The organism is Blautia sp. MCC269 (genome assembly GCF_018785655.1).
Taxonomy (GTDB): domain Bacteria; phylum Bacillota; class Clostridia; order Lachnospirales; family Lachnospiraceae; genus Blautia_A.
In genome coordinates, this window is sequence record NZ_WQQE01000074.1 from 23,788 (window position 1) to 43,883 (window position 20,096).

The window sequence follows — 20,096 nt, forward strand, 5'->3', positions numbered from 1 at the left end:
TGAAAAATCATGAGGATACTAGTATAATAAGACCAAAAATGTAAAAAAGCAGCTTTTTCCGGAGCTTTCCGGACGCATTTGGCGGAACAGCTGCAAGTCAAGAGGAGAGAAATCATGGAAAAGACAATGGAAAAGATCGTAGCTCTTGCAAAAGCCAGAGGATTTGTTTACCCGGGTTCCGAGATCTACGGCGGCCTGGCAAACACATGGGATTATGGAAATCTCGGTGTAGAGCTTAAAAATAACGTAAAACGTGCATGGTGGCAGAAATTCATTCAGGAGTCTCCGTACAATGTAGGTGTTGACTGTGCGATCCTTATGAACCCGCAGACATGGATCGCTTCCGGACATCTTGGCGGATTTTCTGATCCTCTTATGGACTGTAAAGAGTGCCACGAGCGTTTCCGTGCAGATAAACTCATTGAGGACTTTTGTGCAGAGCATGACATTGCCATTGAGGGAAGCGTAGATGCATGGTCCCAGGAGAAGATGATGGACTTCATCAAAGAACACGAGGTAGGATGCCCGAGCTGTGGTAAACACAACTTCACAGATATCCGTCAGTTCAACCTGATGTTCAAGACATTCCAGGGTGTTACCGAAGATGCCAAGAATACTGTATATTTAAGACCGGAGACTGCCCAGGGTATTTTCGTAAACTTCAAGAACGTACAGAGAACATCCCGTAAAAAGATCCCGTTTGGTATCGGCCAGATCGGAAAATCCTTCCGTAATGAGATCACACCGGGTAACTTCACATTCCGTACCCGTGAGTTCGAGCAGATGGAGCTTGAGTTCTTCTGTGAGCCGGATACAGATCTTGAGTGGTTTGCATACTGGAAGAAGTTCTGCCTTGACTGGCTGAGTGCTCTCGGACTTAAGGATGATGAGGTTCGTTACCGTGACCATGATAAGGAAGAACTGAGCTTCTACAGCAAGGCTACCACAGATGTGGAATTCCTTTTCCCATTCGGATGGGGCGAGCTCTGGGGAATCGCTGACAGAACAGATTATGACCTGACACAGCATCAGAATGTATCCGGCCAGGATCTCACATACTTCGACGATGAGAAGAAACAGAAATATATCCCATACGTTATCGAGCCATCACTTGGAGCAGACCGTATGGTACTTGCTTTCCTCTGCAGCGCTTACGATGAGGAAGTTCTGGATGCAGAGAAGAACGATGTCCGTACAGTCCTTCATTTCCATCCGGTACTTGCACCGGTTAAGATCGGTGTGCTTCCGCTTTCCAAGAAGCTTAACGAGGGTGCTGAGAAGATCTACCAGCAGCTTTCCAAGAAGTACAACTGTGAGTACGATGACCGTGGAAACATCGGTAAACGTTACCGCAGACAGGATGAGATCGGTACTCCGTTCTGTATCACTTATGACTTCGAGTCTGAGAATGACGGTGCAGTTACAGTCCGTGACCGTGACACTATGGAGCAGGTACGTGTGAAGATCGATGAGCTTGATGCATACTTTGCTGATAAATTTACATTCTAAGTAAATACATTTTTTAATGAAAAACCTCCGGCTATTTTCTGGCCGGAGGCTTTTTTTCGACAAGTCTGTTTTTCATCCGCCAGTTTCTTGGCGACATTCCGTATACATTTTTGAAAGCCCGGGAAAAATGCAGCTGATTGGGATATCCGACTGCATTTCCGATATCTGCGATAGACAGGGCTGTGATCTTAAGAAGTTCTGCAGCTTTGGTCATGCGATAGCTGATCAGGAATTCCTGGGGAGAACGTCCGATGGTGTCGTGGAAGATCTTACCGAAATAGCTTCGGTTCAGGCCGCAGCAGGCTGCGATATCCTCAATGGAAATATCATTCTGGAAATTCTGTTCAATAAAAGAGAGCGCCTCCTTGATATAAAAATCACGGATACTTCCATCCTGTTTCATGCGGACAGTTTCAGTAGAGCGCATAAAGTAATCCAGAAAAAGCCAGGTATGTCCGATAAGATGAAAGGGTGATTCCTGGGAATTATGGCTGATATAAAGCATTTCCTCCATCATTTTCTGGCGGAGATCTGCAGAGTGGCTGTGATAGACCGGATGGTCCGGACTTAAACCTGCAGTTTCCACGATCTCTTTTGCCCGGAGCCCGTCAAATTCCACCCAGGTGTACTCCCATGGAAAGTCGGTATCTGCAATGTAGGTGTTGATCTGACCGGGAAAAAGCATGAAACCCTGGCCGCTTTTTACCTGATAGGTGATGGTCTCTCCTGCGGAATTGTCTGCCATCAGAGTTCCGGTACCGGAGATCACATAATGAAAAATATAATGGTTTCGTGCTGCCGGGCCGAATGAATGTGCCGGAGCGCAGTGCTCCCAGCCATATTGGTATAGTCCGATATCAACAAAGTTTTCATTTGGAAAAACGGAGAAGAGAAGGTCATTCATATTTTTATCCTTTAGGCGTATGATTTTGTCTGGTTTCAGTAACATTATATATTAAAACATTAGGGAACATCAATATATGTATAAAAATGCAATTACCAAAACAGCCTGTAAAATATACAAAAAAGAGAAAAATAATCGAGAAAACTTTGTGAGAAAATTAAGTTTCGCGAGAAACCTATTGATTTTCGATGAATCAGGAATATACTAATTTTAGATAAAAGTAGTGATATAGGTATAGAATATATCAAAATGCTAGATGACTTTAATGAAGACAGAGAAAAATTGCATTTTGATATAAAACAAGAAAAACGCTGCTATTTATGCAAGCATAAAGCTATGTTAAAATAGCTTTCAGAAAAAAGAAACCAGAGAATAAGTATTGGAGAACCCGAAATAACCATTTTAGCTAAAACGGGTGATATCCGACTTATCAAATAAAGGGAAAAGGAAGGAGAATAACAAGATGCGCAACAGAAGTAAATGGATCCTCTGTATGGGACTTGCCTTTACCATGGCAGCTTCCGTTACATTGAGCGGATGCGGCACAGGTAAAAAGGACAGCGGAAAGACAGAGATCGAACTTGTGCAGTATAAACCGGAAGCGGTTAAGGCATTTGAAAAACTGGAAGAAAAATTCAATGCCACTCATGATGATATCCATCTTACCATCGAATCACCAAACGATGCTATGACTGTATTGAAGACAAGATTTATCCGTGAGGATAATCCGGATATCATTGGAATCGGAGGCGATGTTAACTTTTCCAATTTTATTGATTCTGATATGCTGATGGATATTTCCGATTATCAGGGACTGGATTCGATCAAAGATGCATATAAAGAAATTGATAAAGCGCTGGAATTCGTTCCGGAAGACGGAGTCTATGCGGTTCCTTACGTGGCCAATGCCGCCGGAATCCTTTACAATCGTGAGCTTTTCAAGGAGCATGGCTGGCAGATCCCGACTACATGGGATGAATTTATGAGCCTTTGCCAGGAAATTCAGGATGCAGGTATCCAGCCGCTTTATTTCGGATTTAAAGATACCTGGACCTGTCTTGCACCGTGGAATTCTATTGCGGTAGATCTTGCACCAGCCGATGTATGCCGCCAGGTAAACCAGGGAAACACTACTTTTGCAAAAGAGTATAAGGAAGTAGCAGACCGTATGCTGGAGCTTATCCAGTATGGACCGGATGATCCCTTTGCTTATGATTACAATGGAGCCTGCACCGCTTTTGCAAAAGGGGAGGCTGCCATGTATCCCATCGGAAGCTATGCGATCCCGCAGATCCAGAGTGTAAATCCGGATATGGATATTGATTCTTTTGTAACACCGGCAAGCAATGATCCGTCAGAAAACAAACTGAATTCCGGAGTTGACCTTCAGTTCTGTGTGATGGATGACTGTGAGAATAAGGAAGCTGCATATGAAGTGCTGGATTTCCTTCTTGAGGATGAGAATATACAGACATATCTGGATGATCAGAAGGCAGTTCCCTGTAAAGAGGGTGATTTCACACTTCCCTCTACTCTGGATGGTATGAAGGAATACATAGAAGAGGGAAGGATGGCCGACTACCAGGATCATTATTATCCTACAGAGATGGCTGTGGATGCACAGATCCAGACCTTCCTGATGAAAAAGGATAAAGATGCATTCCTGAAAAAATTTGATACAGACTGGACAAGATATAACCGTGACATTATCCGTAAAGTACAGGACTATGAGGAGAAGAACGGGGAAGGAGAGAACTGATCATGGGAAAAAAATCTATGAGTGGAAGAAAGTTGACCTTTCTTCTGATCACCATTCCGATCGTGGCATTATTTTTCTGCTTTAACACACTGCCTCTGATCAAGGGTGTGATCTACAGCTTTACGAACTTTAAAGGCTATGGAAGCTATGACTGGGTAGGACTTCGAAACTATAAGGATCTTTTTACAGACAGCCGTGTTGGCGGTTCCTATCTGTTTACCTTTAAGCTGGCCATCGTGGCAACTATCGTAACGAATGTACTCAGCCTGATCCTGGCACTTGGACTGAACAGCAAGATCCGTTTCAAGAGTGCACTGCGTGGAGCTTATTTTATTCCGAATGTACTTGGCGCACTGGTCGTAGGATATATTTTCAATTATTTCTTTACATATATCCTGCCTGCATTCGGAAAGATGATCGGAAATAAAACATTGTCTTCCAGCATGCTTTCCAGTACGAGCCTGGCATGGGTTGCCATCGTGATCGTGTGTGCATGGCAGTCCATTGCAATGAATACGATCATCTACATTTCCGGTCTTCAGACAGTGCCGGAGGATGTATACGAGGCAGGCGCTATTGATGGTGCTACCGGATTCAGCAAGTTCCGTTACCTGACATTCCCGCTGATCGTTCCGTTTTTCAGCATCAACATGGTTCTCTGTGTGAAAAACTTCCTGATGGTATTTGATCAGATCATGGCTTTGACAAAGGGTGGTCCTGCACAGAGTACAGAATCTATTTCTTACTTGATCTATAACAATGGTATGAGTGGAGGACAGTTTGGATTCCAGAGTGCCAATGCGGTTATATTCTTTATCGTGATCGTGATCATTTCTGCAATGCAGTTGACTATCACAGGGAAAAAGGAGGAGCAGCTGTAATGAAAACGAAAGTAAGAGAAAAAGCGAACTGGCCGGTAACGATCCTTCTGATCCTTGGCCTTATCACAGTGGTATTTCCGCTTTATATGACAATTGTGATCGCATTCAAGCAGCCGACAGAGATGACCAACAGTGTAGCCGGGATCCTGTCTCTGCCAGAGAAATTCAGTCTTGCCAATTTCAGGGAAGCTATGGAGGTAACAGACTTCTGGCATTCTCTTGGAAACAGTGTATTGATCACTGTGATCACAGTGGTTCTTGCTATTGTAATTCATTCACTTTTAGGTTATGCTATAGCCAGAAACAAGAGAAGTAAATTTTATAAATTTATCTATCTCTATGTAGTGAGCGGTATGTTTGTTCCGTTTGCTATCCTGATGATGCCGCTTGTAAAGCAGACTGCTGAGATGGGCCTTGATAACAAAGTCGGTGTGATCATTCTTTATACGGTATTTTATATGCCTATGAACGTGCTTCTTTATTCCGGATATCTGACAAACATTCCAATGGCCCTTGAGGAGGCGGCCTGTGTGGATGGAGCCAGCACCTGGAAAACATATTGGAAGATCATCTTTCCGATCATGAAGCCGATGCATGCCACAGTGGCAGTTCTGACAGCACTTGGAACCTGGAATGATGTTATGACTCCACTGGTTATCATGTCCGGATCTACGGGTGGAACCACATTGCCCCTGGCACAGCTGAATTTCCAGACTCAGTTCGGAACAAATTATAACCTTGCGTTTGCCTCTTATCTGCTGGCACTGCTTCCGATCCTTCTGTTTTATCTGATCTGCCAGAAGCACATTTTAAATGGTGTTGTAAACGGTGCCGTAAAATAAAAACACAAGAAAAAGGAGGATTCACATATGGGAATCATCTACTGCGAGAAAGACAGAACGTTTACCCTGCAGACAAAAGAAACTACATATCAGATGCAGGTGGATCAGTACGGATTTCTTCTTCATCTCTATTATGGTAAAAAGGCAGAAGGCTGTATGGATTATCTTCTGACCTACTATGACAGAGGATTTTCCGGAAATCCCTATGATGCGGGAACAGACAGAACCTATTCCATGGACTCTCTTCCGCAGGAGCTTTCCTGCTACGGAAACGGAGATTTCCGCAGTGCATCACTGATGCTGGAAAACGGTGACGGAAGCATGAGCTGTGATATGCGTTACAAGAACTATACTATCCGTGACGGCAAATACAGCCTTCCGGGGCTTCCGGCGGTTTATGCAGATAATGATGAGGCACAGACTCTGGAGATCGTACTGGAGGATCCGGCTACCGGCGTGGAGGCCATGCTTCTTTACGGTGTACTTCCGGAACTGGATATCATTACAAGAAGCGTCTATATCCGCAATCAGAGCAGTGAGAAGATCTATGTGAACAAGGTGATGTCCGCAGAACTGGATTTTCTTTACGGAGATTATGACCTGCTTACTTTTTACGGAAGACATGCCATGGAGCGGAATCTGCAGAGAGTACCGGTGGCTCATGGAAGTCAGATGATCGGCAGTGTCCGTGGCACATCCAGCCATCAGTATAATCCGATGATGATCCTGGCAGAGAAGGACACAACAGAGGATCATGGAGGCTGCTATGCTATGTCCTTTGTATATAGTGGAAATTTCCAGGGTGAGGTTCTTAAAGATCAGTACAATCAGACAAGAATGCTCCTTGGTGTACAGGAGGAGTGCTTCCGGTATCCGCTGGAAGCCGGGGAGACCTTCTATGCACCTGAGGTGATCTTAAGCTATACAGATCAGGGAATGAACCGTCTTTCCCAGAATCTGCACAGCTGCATCCGTCATCATATCTGCCGTGGTAAATATAAGACAGAGGTCCGTCCGGTGCTGGTAAACAGCTGGGAGGCAGCATATTTTGATTTTACAGGGGAGACTTTATATAATCTGGCAAAAGAGGCAAGGAGCCTTGGTATCGATATGCTGGTTCTGGATGACGGCTGGTTTGGAAAACGTGACGATGACAACAGTGGTCTTGGGGACTGGTATGTCAATGAGAAGAAGCTTGGAGAGACTCTCGGCGGACTGGTAAAAAGAGTCAATGACCTCGGAGTGAAATTCGGTATCTGGATCGAGCCTGAGATGATCTCTGAGGACAGTGATCTTTACCGTGAGCATCCGGACTGGGCACTTACGATTCCGGGAAGAAAACCAGTGAGATCCAGAAATCAGCTGGTACTTGATTTTTCCAGAAAAGAAGTTGTTGATGGAATCTTCGGACAGATCAGTGCGGTATTGGATAATGCCAATATTGAGTACGTTAAATGGGATATGAATCGAAGCCTGATGGATGTTTTTTCCGTAATGACCAAGGATCAGGGACGTGTAATGTATGATTATGTCCTGGGATTGTACGATTTTCTGGACCGTATGGTGAACCGTTATCCGGATCTTCTGATCGAGGGCTGTAGCGGCGGCGGCGGAAGATTTGACGCAGGTATGCTGTATTACACACCGCAGATCTGGTGCAGCGACAACTCCGATGCTATTGACAGGCTTCGGATCCAGTATGGCACTTCCTTCGGATATCCGGTATCGGCCATGGGAGCACATGTATCTGCAGTGCCGAACCATCAGACAGGAAGGATCACTCCGTTACATACCAGAGGTGTGGTTGCTATGTCCGGAACCTTCGGCTACGAGCTGGATCTTCTGAAGCTGACTGAGGAAGAAAAAGATGAGGTCCGCAGCCAGATCGGGGAATTCCGTAAATATGCGCCACTGATCCAGAACGGACGGTACTATCGCCTGACAGATCCGTTTAAGAGTGAGGTCTGTGCATGGGAGATCGTTGGAAATTCTCAGGAAGAAGTTCTGCTCAATGTTGTCATGGAGGAGATCCATGGAAATATGACTGTGAATTATGTGCAGCTTCGCGGCCTTGATGAGAGTGCACTTTATAAGGAACAGACTACCGGCAGGATCTATTCCGGAGCTGCTCTGATGCATGGTGGAATGCCGCTTCCTGCAGAGTTTGGGGAGTATAGAGCTTATCAGTATCATTTTGTGAGAGAATAAGAGCGTATTGAGACAGTAAGATAAATAAAAGGATCCGTCATACAGACAGCTGAAAAAGCCGATGTATGGCGGATCTTTTTTTATCATAGCTCAGTGTACGGTGATCTGATAGCTCTTGATAAATTCCTCATCCGGTTTCAGCACATTGATATTTGCTTTTTCGGAAAGAGGCTTTTCAAAACCACAGTCATCACAGCGTCCCATCCACGGCTCCAGGCATACGAAGGGAGCACCGGGTACGGACCAGATACCGAAATTCGGGAAGCCCTCACTGGTAAGTGTCAGATATGGAGTTCCGTCCGGGAAGAGGATACCGGCCTTTTGGATCTGGCCGTTATCAAAAACAAGAGCGTCTTTATCAAACATGTGAGGAGCAATGGAACAGGTTCCGTTTTCAAGGGAAAGTGTATGTGGTTCGTCAGCAAGGACTGTTCCTACAGACGTATCGATAAGGAGATAGGTAAGAGTGTCCAGGCCTTCAAAAGCAAGACGGTAATCACTCTGGGATTCGCCTTCACGTACCGGAACACGGAATGCCGGATGGCCGCCGATGGTAAAATACATAGTTTCAGAATCATTATTAACTACTTCCCAGCATACTTCCAGGTCGTGCTTCTTCAGAGTGTAGGTGATCTTCAGAGCGAAAGCAAACGGATAAACATTCAGGGTTTCTTCAGAGGACTTAAGGACAAAGGAAAGGGAAGTATCGGTGATATCCGTGCAGATAAAATCGCTGTCTCTTGCAAAGCCGTGCTGGCTGGAAGGATATTCCTTTCCGTTCAGACGCCAGATATCTTTGTAGTTACGTCCCACGTTGGGAAAAAGTACAGGCGCATGGCGTTTCCAGTAAGCCGGATCTGCCTGCCAGAGGATCTCTCTGTCATTAGTCTTGTCATAGATGCCGGTGAGTTCAGCACCGTGATCGGAAACGGAAATCTTAAGAAAGCTGTTTTCAATCGTTCGTGTCATGATAAACCTCCTGTATGACAGCATTCGGGTAATATTACCTCGGAATTGCTGCATGTTTTTTTCTATTTTAGCACATTTTTCAGATGATAACGAGAAAAATACAATCTGTGAAAAATATAACTGGAAAATCTGTCATATTTCACAAGAGAAATTGCTGTTTTTTGGAAGAATAACCTTGACTAATGAAGGATAAATCTATAAAATAATTATGTGCGTAGAAAACATACATTTTTTATGTTTTAAAGAACAATAATTAGGAGGAAAATGTAAAATGGCAAAATGGGTTTACATGTTTACAGAAGGTAATGCTACTATGAGAAATCTTCTGGGCGGCAAAGGTGCCAACCTTGCTGAGATGACAAACCTCGGTCTTCCTGTACCGCAGGGCTTCACAATCACAACAGAGGCCTGCACACAGTACTACGAGGATGGCAGATCCATCAACGATGAGATCATGGCTCAGATCATGGAAGCAATTACCAAGATGGAAGGAGTTACCGGTAAGAAATTCGGTGACAAAGAAAATCCTCTGCTTGTATCCGTTCGTTCTGGTGCGAGAGCATCTATGCCAGGTATGATGGACACAATCCTCAACCTTGGTTTAAATGAAGAAGTTGTTAACACTCTTGCTGAGAAATCCGGCAATGAGCGTTGGGCTTGGGACTGCTACAGAAGATTCATCCAGATGTACTCTGACGTAGTTATGGAAGTTGGTAAGAAATACTTCGAGGAGCTCATCGATGAGATGAAAGCTAAGAGAGGTGTTAAGCAGGACGTTGAGCTTACAGCTGCTGACCTGCATGAGCTTGCTGACCAGTTCAAAGCTGAGTATAAATCTAAAATCGGTTCTGATTTCCCAACTGATCCGAAGGAGCAGCTGGTTGGTGCGATCAAAGCCGTATTCCGTTCCTGGGACAACCCACGTGCGAACGTATATCGTCGTGACAATGATATCCCATATTCCTGGGGTACAGCTGTTAACGTACAGATGATGGCATTCGGTAACATGGGTGATGACTGTGGTACAGGTGTTGCCTTCACACGTGACCCTGCTACAGGTGCTAACGGTCTGTTCGGTGAGTTCCTTACCAATGCACAGGGCGAGGACGTAGTTGCTGGTGTTCGTACACCTATGCACATCTCCGAGATGGAGCAGAAGTTCCCGGAAGCATTCGTACAGTTCAAACAGGTTTGCGAGACTCTTGAGAAACATTACAGAGACATGCAGGATATGGAGTTTACTGTAGAGCATGGTAAACTGTATATGCTTCAGACACGTAATGGTAAGAGAACTGCACAGGCTGCTCTTAAGATCGCTTGTGACCTCGTTGATGAGGGAATGAGAACTGAGGAAGAGGCTGTTGCAATGATCGATCCTCGTAACCTTGATACACTTCTTCATCCGCAGTTCGATGCAGCTGCTCTTAAAGCTGCTACACCGATGGGTAAAGGTCTTGGTGCTTCTCCAGGAGCTGCTTGCGGTAAGATCGTATTCTCTGCAGAGGACGCTGTTGAGTGGGCTGCAAGAGGAGAGAAAGTTGTTCTTGTTCGTCTTGAGACATCCCCAGAGGATATCACAGGTATGAAAGCTGCTCAGGGTATCCTGACAGTTCGTGGTGGTATGACATCTCACGCAGCTGTAGTTGCTCGTGGTATGGGATCCTGCTGTGTATCCGGATGCGGCGATATCGCTATGGATGAGGAGAACAAGAAATTCACACTTGCTGGTAAAGAGTTCCATGAAGGAGATGCAATCTCCATTGATGGTACAACAGGTAACATCTATGACGGACTTATCCCGACTGTAGATGCTAAGATCGCTGGTGAGTTCGGACGTATCATGGGATGGGCTGACAAGTACAGAACAATGAAAGTTCGTACAAACGCTGATACTCCTGCTGATGCTAAGAAAGCTCGTGAGCTTGGTGCAGAGGGAATTGGTCTTTGCCGTACAGAGCATATGTTCTTTGAGGGCAACAGAATTGATGCATTCCGTGAGATGATCTGCTCTGAGACAGTAGAGGAGAGAGAAGCAGCACTTGCTAAGATCCTTCCGGAGCAGCAGGGAGACTTCGAGAAACTCTATGAGGCACTTGAAGGAAATCCTGTAACAATTCGTTTCCTTGATCCGCCACTTCATGAGTTCGTTCCTACAGAGGAAGAGGACATCAAGAAACTGGCTGATGCTCAGGGCAAGACTGTAGAGCAGATCAAGACAATCATCGCTTCCCTTCACGAGTTCAACCCGATGATGGGACATCGTGGATGCCGTCTTGCTGTTACTTATCCAGAGATTGCTAAGATGCAGACAAGCGCTGTTATCCGCGCAGCTATCAACGTTAAGAAGAATCATCCGGATTGGAACATCAAACCGGAGATCATGATTCCGCTTGTTGGTGACATCAAAGAGCTTAAATATGTTAAGAAATTCGTTGTAGAGACAGCAGATGCTGAGATCAAAGCAGCAGGTTCTGACCTTGAGTACGAGGTTGGTACTATGATCGAGATCCCGAGAGCAGCTCTTACAGCTGATGATATCGCTAAAGAGGCTGACTTCTTCTGCTTCGGTACAAACGACCTTACACAGATGACATACGGATTCTCCCGTGATGACGCTGGTAAGTTCCTTAACGCATACTATGATGCTAAGATCTTCGAGAACGATCCATTTGCTAAACTTGATCAGGTTGGCGTTGGTAAACTCATGAAGATGGCAATCCAGCTTGGAAAACCGGTTAACCCGAAACTTCACGTAGGTATCTGCGGTGAGCACGGTGGAGATCCGTCTTCCGTAGAGTTCTGCAACGAGATCGGACTTGACTATGTATCCTGCTCACCGTTCCGTGTACCGATCGCTCGTCTTGCAGCAGCACAGGCAGCAATCGCTAAGAAGAACGCCTAAGCAGAACTTCATATTGCTTCAAGGCTGAAACTTCAGCCTGATCAAGCATAGAAAGCTTCTGGCAGTCTGTAGAAATACAGATTGTCAGGAGCTTTTTTTATACAGGGGAAAGAACCATGAAAAAGAAAATTTTTATTATCACAGGAATGATTCTGTGTATCCTGGCAGGAATAGTTATCGTGCCTTCCGTGATCAGAACCAGACAGGCAGTAAAAGAATTTGAAAAAGATTTTCATGCATCCGCCAATTCCGGGGCAGATTCTGCGGGGATAGATTCTGAAGATGAGCCAGCTGCGGAGAACGAAGAAGTTTCAGAGGAAGAAGAGAAGAAAGCGTTTGAGCTGGATACGTATTTGGATCACAGAGATATGACTCACCGGTTGTATATTTACGACATGGATTATATTGAAAAGGCCATTTCCTTTGAGAAAAAAAGCCTTCAGGATTTTGAGGAGGTGATCAGGTAGAATCCGAAAATCCCGGATAAATTCAAACCACTTATGGAAGAATACTGCAAATGTGTGTTTGAAAAATATCCGGATGTGGAACTTCGTCCTTTTTATCAGAATCTTCAGAGCCTGGAAGTTGTGGAATGTACAGAGGATGAACTGTTAAAAGTCAGCTGGGATGTTTATTCCTGCGGATGTTACGTGAAATCAGAGAATAAGATTTATGTGCTGAAAGATAAAGAATACGAAGAAGGAACCTGGGATTATCAGGTGATCTTCCATGAACTGAGCCATTGTCTGCGGGACAGCCATTATACAGATGAAGACGGAAACAAAGTATACATTCAATTTGCCGGACTGAATTATTATGATGTTCCCAATGCGGAGGCAATCAATTCCCTGTTTGCGGTCAGCCTTTTTGATTATGAGGAAAACGATATTGCCTATCAGATGCAGAGCAATGCCCATAAAATAATGATCGAATGTATGGACAATTATTCTCTGGATGATTATGTGAATCACAGTCTTGGATATTACGCAAAACAGCTGGATGAATATAATCAGGATGACAACTATGCAACGACGATCCTGACGCTGATGGATGAGCAATATCATGATTACTACGATGAAAAGACGGCAGAGAACCCGGAAAAATATTATCCGATCTATGATTATATTTCCAACATGTATCTGGGAAAACATCTGAACGCAGGGATGAGCCTGGAAGAAGCCAGAGGGATTATGGATGAGATGCTGGAAAAACTCCTCTTTGACGTCCCGGAGGAATATCATATAGATAGAGATCATTTTTATGAGTATCTGAAGAAGTATTATACAGAGAGATTTTCTGCCGCATAGCTGGAAGTTTTCCGTTTGCGATGATTCCGACAGTTTACGAAAAAAGGGATTCATGGTATCATGAAAGAAACAGGGCAGAGAATGCCAGAGGATAAGGAGAATTTTATGAACCAGGAATCACAGACACCGCATAAGAGGCGGGTACGATATAAAGGAAAATATCCGAAGAAATTTGAGGAGAAATATAAAGAGCTTCAGCCTGAGAAATATAAAGATACCATTGAACATGTGATCAGCAAGGGGAATACACCGGCGGGAATGCACATTTCCATTATGGTGAAGGAGATCATTGATTTTCTGGAGATCAAACCGGGGCAGGTTGGATTTGATGCCACACTTGGATATGGTGGACATACCAGAGCCATGCTGGAATGTCTGAAAGGCCAGGGTCATATGTATGCGACAGATGTGGACCCGGAAGAATCCGCCAAGACCAGAAAACGTCTGGCAGAGCAGGGTTTCGGGGAAGATATCCTGACAATTAAACTCCAGAATTTCTGTACCATTGATGAGATCGCGAAAGAAATCGGGGGGTTTGATTTTATCCTGGCGGATCTCGGCGTATCTTCCATGCAGATTGACAATCCAAAGAGAGGTTTTTCCTTTAAAGTGGACGGACCTCTGGACTTAAGACTGAATCAGGAGGCAGGAATCAGTGCGGCGGAGCGTCTGGATACCATTTCCAGAGAAGAACTTGCCGGAATGCTGGATGAGAATTCCGATGAGCCGTACTGTGAGGAGATCGCCAAAGCCATCACCGATGAGATTCGTAAGGGCAACCGCATAGATACCACCACGAAACTTCGGGAAGTGATCGAAAAGACTCTGGATTTCCTTCCGGAAAAAGAGAAAAAAGACACGGTCAAAAAAACATGCCAGAGAGTCTTCCAGGCACTGCGTATTGATGTGAACCGGGAATTTGAAGTTCTCTATGATTTTATGGAAAAACTCCCCGGAGCCCTGAAACCAGGCGGACGTGTGGCAATCCTTACCTTCCATTCCGGAGAAGACAAACTGGTAAAGAAAGCACTGAAACAGGGATACAAAGAAGGAATTTATTCTGATTATTCCAAAGATGTGATCCGACCGTCTGCTCAGGAATGCGCTCAGAATGGACGTGCCAGATCAACGAAGATGCGCTGGGCGATAAAAGCATAAATGATGATCTCCATAAGCCATGGCAAAAAATAAGCCATGGCTTATTTTTTGAAAAAATTACAAATTTCTGTTCTGTATTTTGGAATAATTCCATACAAATTAAAAAATCACTGTGCTATCATGTTAAACAATTACAGTGACCTGGAAAAGTTAAAGATCAGATAAATATTTTTCGGGACACCACGAATTGGAAAGGAAAAAACATGGATATCACACTTGAAACAGCAGCAGATAAGCTGGTAAAAGAAATTTTTGGCGTGAAGCCTGAAGAAACTGTGATCATCACAGCAGATGATGATTCGGATGCATCGGTTGTAGAAGCAGTAAAAAACAGTGCAAAAAATGCAGGAGCACATGCAATGGTAATTTCAGTTCCCACACCAGGGGGAGTAGGAAAAGCAGCAGATCCGGATCTTCCGGTCGATGCGTTAAGTGCAGCACTTCTCTGTGCAGATGTATGGATCGAATTTAATCATCAGTGGCTTCTTTATTCCACACCATTTGAGCGTGCAGAAGCAGAGAACAAAAAAATGCGTTACATGTGTCTGGTAGATTTTAACCCTGACCTCATGATCCGTACCATCGGCAATGTGGAGACAGAGCAGCTCAAAAAATTTATGCTTGCGATCACTGAAAAAACAAAAAATGCAAAGAACATGCGTGTCACAACTCCGGCTGGATGTGATATATCATTTGAAATCGATCCTGGCCATTATACAGCATGTGACTGCGGAAACGCAACAGTACCAGGAATCCATATGCTTACAGGACAGATCAATGTTGTGCCGCGATTTGGAAGCATCAATGGCGTGATCGTTTTTGACGGATCTGTAACCCCACCTTTTGGAACCACACCGGATGCGCCGATCCGTCTTACAATTGAAAACAGTAAAATCGTAAAAATTGAAGGAGGCCGTGATGCAGCCATTTTTGAAGAGCATTTGAAAAGCTTTGAAGATGAGGGAATGTTCAAGCTTGCACATATTGCGTATGGGTTTAATCCAGGAGCGGTTCTTACCGGCAATATTGTGGAGGATGAGCGTGTATGGGGATCCACAGAGTGGGGAATTGGTTATGTCAGCCCATTTGACGCTCCGCCGCACGGACAGGATGCAAAATCCCACTGTGATGGCATTTGCCTGAATTCTTCTGTATGGCTTGATGGTGTACAGATCATGGATGAAGGGAGAATAACAGATCCATATCTGAAAGAGCTGGCTGCATTCAGAGAATAAATAATATGAACATATCTTTATTGCAGGTTTTAAATGCACCTTTGTTTGAGAATGTAAAAATTTTGTCAGGACGGGCCGGACTTGGCCGGATCGTAAAGCGGGCATCTGTTTTTGATGCGCCATTTAAAGAGGATGTGCTGGAGAAAGATATTCTGGCACCTGGAGATTTTTTTATCACATCTCTTTTGCAGTTTCAGCCGAAATCAGAAGAACTGATGCAGGTTCTGGCGCTTCTTGTAAAAGGAAACTGCAGTGGGCTCTGTGTGATGATGGAGGAGAGAGCAGAGCTTTTTTCGAAAGAAATGCTTGCTTTCTGTGAAGAGAAGCAGTTTCCTGTGATCTGTATGAGGGAAGATATTTCTTATGCAGAGGTCCTTGGAGTTATTAATCAATGTATCCTGGAAGAACAGACAAATGTGCTTAATCAGCTGAAACTGGATAAGATCCTAGCATCGAGGACTCTGCCCCAGGAGCGAATGAAGATCCTTTTTAGCATTAATCCGGGGATCAGGGAGTACGTACAGGCTGTTTATATCCGGGATGAACGGCGGAAGATCACACAAAGAAAAAAAACAGGAGAAGTCTGTTCATCTTTTGATATATTTATTCCGGCGGATAACTATGATATCTGTATTTTGAGTGCAGATTCCAGGAAGGAACTGGAACAGCATAAAAATGTAGTGTGTGAACAGCTTTTGAGAAGCTATCATAACCGCAGACTTGGAATTGGCAGACCTTATGCCAGATACAGAGTAGAACGAACACTTCTTGAAGCAGGAGACGCCCTGGACATGGCACAGGCATCGGACCGGAGGCAGCAGGTCTATGATCCATTGTCTCCGCAGCAGCTTCTTTTGCCTATCAGGGGAAGTCGGGAAATGCAGGAATTTTATGACGAATTTTGTCGAGAGATTGCGGCGAAAACAACGGAAGAAGGCATGGAGGACATGCTTCTTACAACAAGGGCGTATGTACAGTGCAATGGAGATTTTAAAAAAACTGCCAAAAAACTGAAACAGCACGAGAATACGATCCGTTATCGTATTAACCGTCTGAGAAATTATCTTGATGTGGAAGAACAGCCGTTGCTTTTTCATGAGATCATTTCTCTGGCTGTGCGGATCGAATCTATGCTGGAGATAAAAAAGAATAAAGAGGTATGAGAGTGGAACAGGAAAAGAAAACAGGAAATGTGGAATCTGTCACATTGGAACAGGTTCCGATGGAAGAGAGAAAAAGCTGGGCAGATGTTGCCATGATCCAGGCGGGAATTATGATCTGTGTGCCCAGTCTGATGCTGGGAGGAATCCTGGCAGAGTCTATGCCGATGTCTCAGGCCATCTGGTCAGGGGTAATCGGATATGCAGTGATCGTGGCGTTGATGATATTTTGTGGAATCATGGGAAGTGATCTTGGTGTACCGACATGTGTTGTTGCATCTGGCGTTTTTGGAAAACAGGGATCATCAAAGCTGATCTCTGCATTATTTATGATCTCCATGATCGGTTGGTTTGCAGTGCAGAACGGTGTCTGTGGCTCTGCATTTTCCAATCTGATCGAAGCAAGCACAGGAGTAAAAATCCCGATTCCGGTATCAACGGTTGTGTGGGGAATAATCATGCTGGTTACAGCTGTATATGGAATCAATGCTCTGGATAAACTGAATAAGATTGCCATTCCTGCACTTGTGATCGTAACTGTGATCGGGTGTGTGGTAGCAATCCAGCGTTTCGGAACCGGAAATTTAAGTATGACTATCGAAGATCCGGCCATGAGCTTTGCAGATGGAGTTGTACTTACTATCAGTTTTATGGCCACCGGCGCCTTGAATGCACCTGATTTTACCAGATATCAGAGAACAAGAAAAGATACAGTCCTTTCTTCTGCTATCGGTGTGATGCCGGCAGGAATGGCTATGCTTATTCTCGGAGCGGTAATGACGAGAATTGCCCAGCAGTATGACATTTCACTTGTATTTTCTAATATTGGCCTTCCGTTCCTTGGAATGGTCGTACTGATCCTGGCAACCTGGACAACGAATACTACCAATGCCTACAGTGCAGGCTTAAATGCAGTTATGGTATTCAATCTGAAAGAAAGCGGCCGTTCTATGGCAACGGTTATACTTGGAGCTGTGGGAACAGTTCTGGCAGCTGTTGGTGTAGCCGGAAATTTTGAGGGATTTCTTACACTTCTTGGAAATGCGTTTATGCCGATCATTGCTCTGTTTATTGTGGAATACTGGAGCCTTGGGAAAGGAAAAGCAGAGAACTTTACATTACGTGAAGGATGGTCAGTGGCTGGAATCGTGACCTGGGCTCTTGGTTTTGCAGCTACGTTTTTGACTGTGGGAATTTCTTTTATCAATGGAATGCTGGTTTCCGGAATCCTGTATCTGGTGTGGAGACTGGTAAAAAAAGGTGATAAATAAATGGCTAGAGAATATGTAGAAAAAAATACAGCGGAAATGGTCAGATGTCTAAAAGAACTGGTAGCTATTCCCGGGATTTTTGAGGATGCACCATCTAAAGGAGCACCTTTTGGAAAAAATATCCAAAAATCTCTGGAGTACGTCCTTAGAATGGGACAGCAAATGGGATTTCAGGTAAAAAATTATGATGGTTATGCCGGAGAGATCACTGCCGGAGAGGGAAACAGGATGATCGGAATCCTCTGCCATACAGATGTGGTCAGTGCAGGAGAGGGATGGAACACAGATCCGTTTGATCCTGTGGAAAAAGATGGAAAGCTTTATGGAAGAGGAACTTCAGATGATAAAGGCCCTCTGGTGTCTTCACTTTTTGCTATGAAATATCTTGCAGATAATCAGTTGATTCCAAAAGATACCTGTCTTCGCATGATTGTGGGAACCGATGAGGAAGAGAGCTGGCAATGTATTCGTTATTATCTGGATCATGCAGAAATACTTCCACAGGTATCTATCGTACCAGATGCTAATTTTCCACTTTTATACTGCGAAAAAGGACTTCTTGACTTTGATCTTTCTTCTGTGGAATCTGTGGATGAAAGAGCAGAGATACAAATTGTGGAATTAAAAGGTGGACGTAGCAGAAATATTGTTCCGGACGAGGCGTCCTGTCTTCTGAAATGTGAAGATCCGAAGGCGGCAGTAAAAAGCATTGCGCTTCCGGAACAGGTTACAGCAAAGATCACAGATGGATTTTTGAAATTGTCAGTCAGAGGGATCAGTACACATTGTATGAGTCCGGAAAAAGGGTTTAATGCAGTTTCCTGTCTTCTGGAAACGCTGGGACAATTTGGCGAAAAACTTTCTCATGCTTCTTATATGAAATGTTTTCATCAGGCCATAGGAATGGATTATGACGGAGAGCGTCTGGGCTGTGCCATGGAGGATTCCGCAGGGGCACTGACGTTTAATGTGGGAACTGTGAATATGGATGAAAATGGAAGGATTTTTCTGCAGTGTAATATTCGTTATCCTGCATCTGTGGAGTATAATGATATTCGGGAGTTGCTGGAGAGACAGCTGAAAAAATATGGCTTCTTTTATAATGAAGTAGATTATCTGGCTCCGGTGTACCATAAAAAGGACTCAGCACTGATCCGGTGTCTGATGGAGGCCTATCAGGAAGTGACAGGGGATATGGATACAGAGCCAATGGCTATTGGCGGAGCTACCTATGCAAGGGCACTTCCTAATGCTGTGGCATTTGGGCCGCTGTTTCCGTATGAGGAAGAACTGGCTCATGAAGCAAATGAATTTTTAAGCATTGAGAGTCTGCAGAAAATGACCGAAATTTTTGTAAAAGGTCTTTACAAACTGATGACAGAATATAGATAAAAACATTAAAGAAACAAACTATAGAAATATCCTGGAATGCGTTGACATCCAGGATATTTTTTGCTATGGTATACAAGTTTACATATGACAAAGAAGAAAGGATATGGATATGGAGGAAAAGAAAGACATTTTTGACAGACTGATGCATCTTCCTGTATTGAACATATTTGAACCTTTTTATAAAAAACATAAGGAAGTTCTGATGTATCTGTTCTTTGGCGGGATCACATTTTTTCTGAACATAGCACTGTATGCATGGCTGGATGGCATGCTCGGAATAAATGCGCTGATCGCCAATGTGATCTGCTGGGTAGTCTGTGTACTGTTTCAGTATTTTACAAACAGGACCTGGGTATTCGACGGTCAGGTAGATTCGGCAGCCGGATTTTTAAAGCAGATGGCTTCGTTTTTCGGAGGAAGACTCTTTACTCTGGTTGTGGAAGAAGCGATCCTTGCAGTATTCATTACCTGGCTTGGATTTAACAGCATGGCAGTGAAGCTGATCGCTCAGGTGGTTGTGATCGTATTGAATTATATAATCAGTAAATTAATTGTTTTTAAAAAATAAAAAATGTTTATATTTACGAGAAAGGAGTTGA

General features: G+C 44.1%; 16 protein-coding genes. 14 read left to right on the forward strand and 2 right to left on the reverse strand.

Annotated elements, in window-relative coordinates:
* The first annotated feature begins 114 nt into the window (after positions 1 to 114).
* Positions 115 to 1,509 (forward strand): glycine--tRNA ligase, encoded by a 1,395-nt coding sequence (locus GPK88_RS16870; protein ID WP_015525811.1) that lies wholly within the window; start codon positions 115 to 117, stop codon positions 1,507 to 1,509.
* 31 nt (positions 1,510 to 1,540) lie between these two features.
* Here the strand turns inward: GPK88_RS16870 and GPK88_RS16875 are convergent, their stop codons facing one another.
* Complete coding sequence (locus GPK88_RS16875) at positions 1,541 to 2,413, reverse strand: AraC family transcriptional regulator (RefSeq protein ID WP_173762106.1); 873 nt, start codon at positions 2,411 to 2,413, stop codon at positions 1,541 to 1,543.
* 463 nt (positions 2,414 to 2,876) lie between these two features.
* On the opposite strand from GPK88_RS16875, the gene GPK88_RS16880 reads away from it, so the two are divergent.
* From GPK88_RS16880 to GPK88_RS16895, 4 genes are read left to right on the forward strand one after another with little or no spacing between them, the layout of a single operon-like run.
* Positions 2,877 to 4,172, forward strand: coding sequence for an ABC transporter substrate-binding protein (locus GPK88_RS16880; protein ID WP_015525814.1), 1,296 nt, complete (start codon positions 2,877 to 2,879; stop codon positions 4,170 to 4,172).
* A 2-nt stretch (positions 4,173 to 4,174) separates the two neighbouring features.
* The gene (locus GPK88_RS16885; protein ID WP_114001452.1) at positions 4,175 to 5,053 is read left to right on the forward strand and encodes a carbohydrate ABC transporter permease; all 879 of its coding nucleotides are present in this window, start codon (positions 4,175 to 4,177) and stop codon (positions 5,051 to 5,053) included.
* Positions 5,053 to 5,895 carry a carbohydrate ABC transporter permease gene (locus tag GPK88_RS16890; protein WP_015525816.1) on the forward strand — a complete coding sequence of 281 codons (843 nt, stop codon included), beginning with the start codon at positions 5,053 to 5,055 and terminating at the stop codon, positions 5,893 to 5,895. The genes GPK88_RS16885 and GPK88_RS16890 overlap by 1 nt, the downstream gene beginning before the upstream one ends.
* A gap of 27 nt (positions 5,896 to 5,922) precedes the next feature.
* Positions 5,923 to 8,103, forward strand: a complete 2,181-nt coding sequence (locus GPK88_RS16895) for an alpha-galactosidase (protein WP_110101999.1) — start codon at positions 5,923 to 5,925, stop codon at positions 8,101 to 8,103.
* 90 nt (positions 8,104 to 8,193) lie between these two features.
* On the opposite strand, the gene GPK88_RS16900 is transcribed toward GPK88_RS16895, so the two are convergent.
* Positions 8,194 to 9,072 carry an aldose 1-epimerase family protein gene (locus tag GPK88_RS16900; RefSeq protein ID WP_015525818.1) on the reverse strand — a complete coding sequence of 293 codons (879 nt, stop codon included), beginning with the start codon at positions 9,070 to 9,072 and terminating at the stop codon, positions 8,194 to 8,196.
* Positions 9,073 to 9,343: 271 nt separating this feature from the next.
* Between GPK88_RS16900 and ppdK the strand changes: the two genes are divergently transcribed.
* The 9 genes from ppdK (at position 9,344) to GPK88_RS16945 (ending at position 20,065) form a co-directional block, all read left to right on the forward strand.
* A complete protein-coding gene (ppdK, locus tag GPK88_RS16905; RefSeq protein ID WP_059085207.1) occupies positions 9,344 to 11,974 on the forward strand; it encodes a pyruvate, phosphate dikinase in 2,631 nt (876 codons plus the stop codon).
* Positions 11,975 to 12,090: 116 nt separating this feature from the next.
* Positions 12,091 to 12,441 carry a hypothetical protein gene (locus GPK88_RS16910; RefSeq protein ID WP_215708055.1) on the forward strand — a complete coding sequence of 117 codons (351 nt, stop codon included), beginning with the start codon at positions 12,091 to 12,093 and terminating at the stop codon, positions 12,439 to 12,441.
* Positions 12,442 to 12,474: 33 nt separating this feature from the next.
* Positions 12,475 to 13,281 carry a hypothetical protein gene (locus tag GPK88_RS16915; RefSeq protein WP_215708056.1) on the forward strand — a complete coding sequence of 269 codons (807 nt, stop codon included), beginning with the start codon at positions 12,475 to 12,477 and terminating at the stop codon, positions 13,279 to 13,281.
* 105 nt (positions 13,282 to 13,386) lie between these two features.
* On the forward strand, positions 13,387 to 14,439 hold the full coding sequence (gene rsmH, locus GPK88_RS16920) for a 16S rRNA (cytosine(1402)-N(4))-methyltransferase RsmH (protein WP_215708071.1): 1,053 nt from the start codon (positions 13,387 to 13,389) through the stop codon (positions 14,437 to 14,439).
* Between the two features lie 203 nt (positions 14,440 to 14,642).
* The gene (locus GPK88_RS16925) at positions 14,643 to 15,674 is read left to right on the forward strand and encodes a 2,5-dihydroxypyridine 5,6-dioxygenase NicX family protein (protein ID WP_021977541.1); all 1,032 of its coding nucleotides are present in this window, start codon (positions 14,643 to 14,645) and stop codon (positions 15,672 to 15,674) included.
* A 5-nt stretch (positions 15,675 to 15,679) separates the two neighbouring features.
* Entirely contained in the window at positions 15,680 to 16,837 is a 1,158-nt protein-coding gene (locus GPK88_RS16930; protein ID WP_021977542.1) for a PucR family transcriptional regulator, read from the forward strand.
* 2 nt (positions 16,838 to 16,839) lie between these two features.
* Positions 16,840 to 18,105 carry a cytosine permease gene (locus GPK88_RS16935; RefSeq protein ID WP_059085206.1) on the forward strand — a complete coding sequence of 422 codons (1,266 nt, stop codon included), beginning with the start codon at positions 16,840 to 16,842 and terminating at the stop codon, positions 18,103 to 18,105.
* A complete protein-coding gene (gene pepV, locus GPK88_RS16940; protein ID WP_021977544.1) occupies positions 18,106 to 19,497 on the forward strand; it encodes a dipeptidase PepV in 1,392 nt (463 codons plus the stop codon).
* Between the two features lie 109 nt (positions 19,498 to 19,606).
* Positions 19,607 to 20,065: a GtrA family protein gene (locus GPK88_RS16945; protein ID WP_216417785.1), complete on the forward strand. Its 459-nt coding sequence runs from the start codon at positions 19,607 to 19,609 to the stop codon at positions 20,063 to 20,065.
* The last annotated feature ends 31 nt before the right edge of the window (positions 20,066 to 20,096 follow it).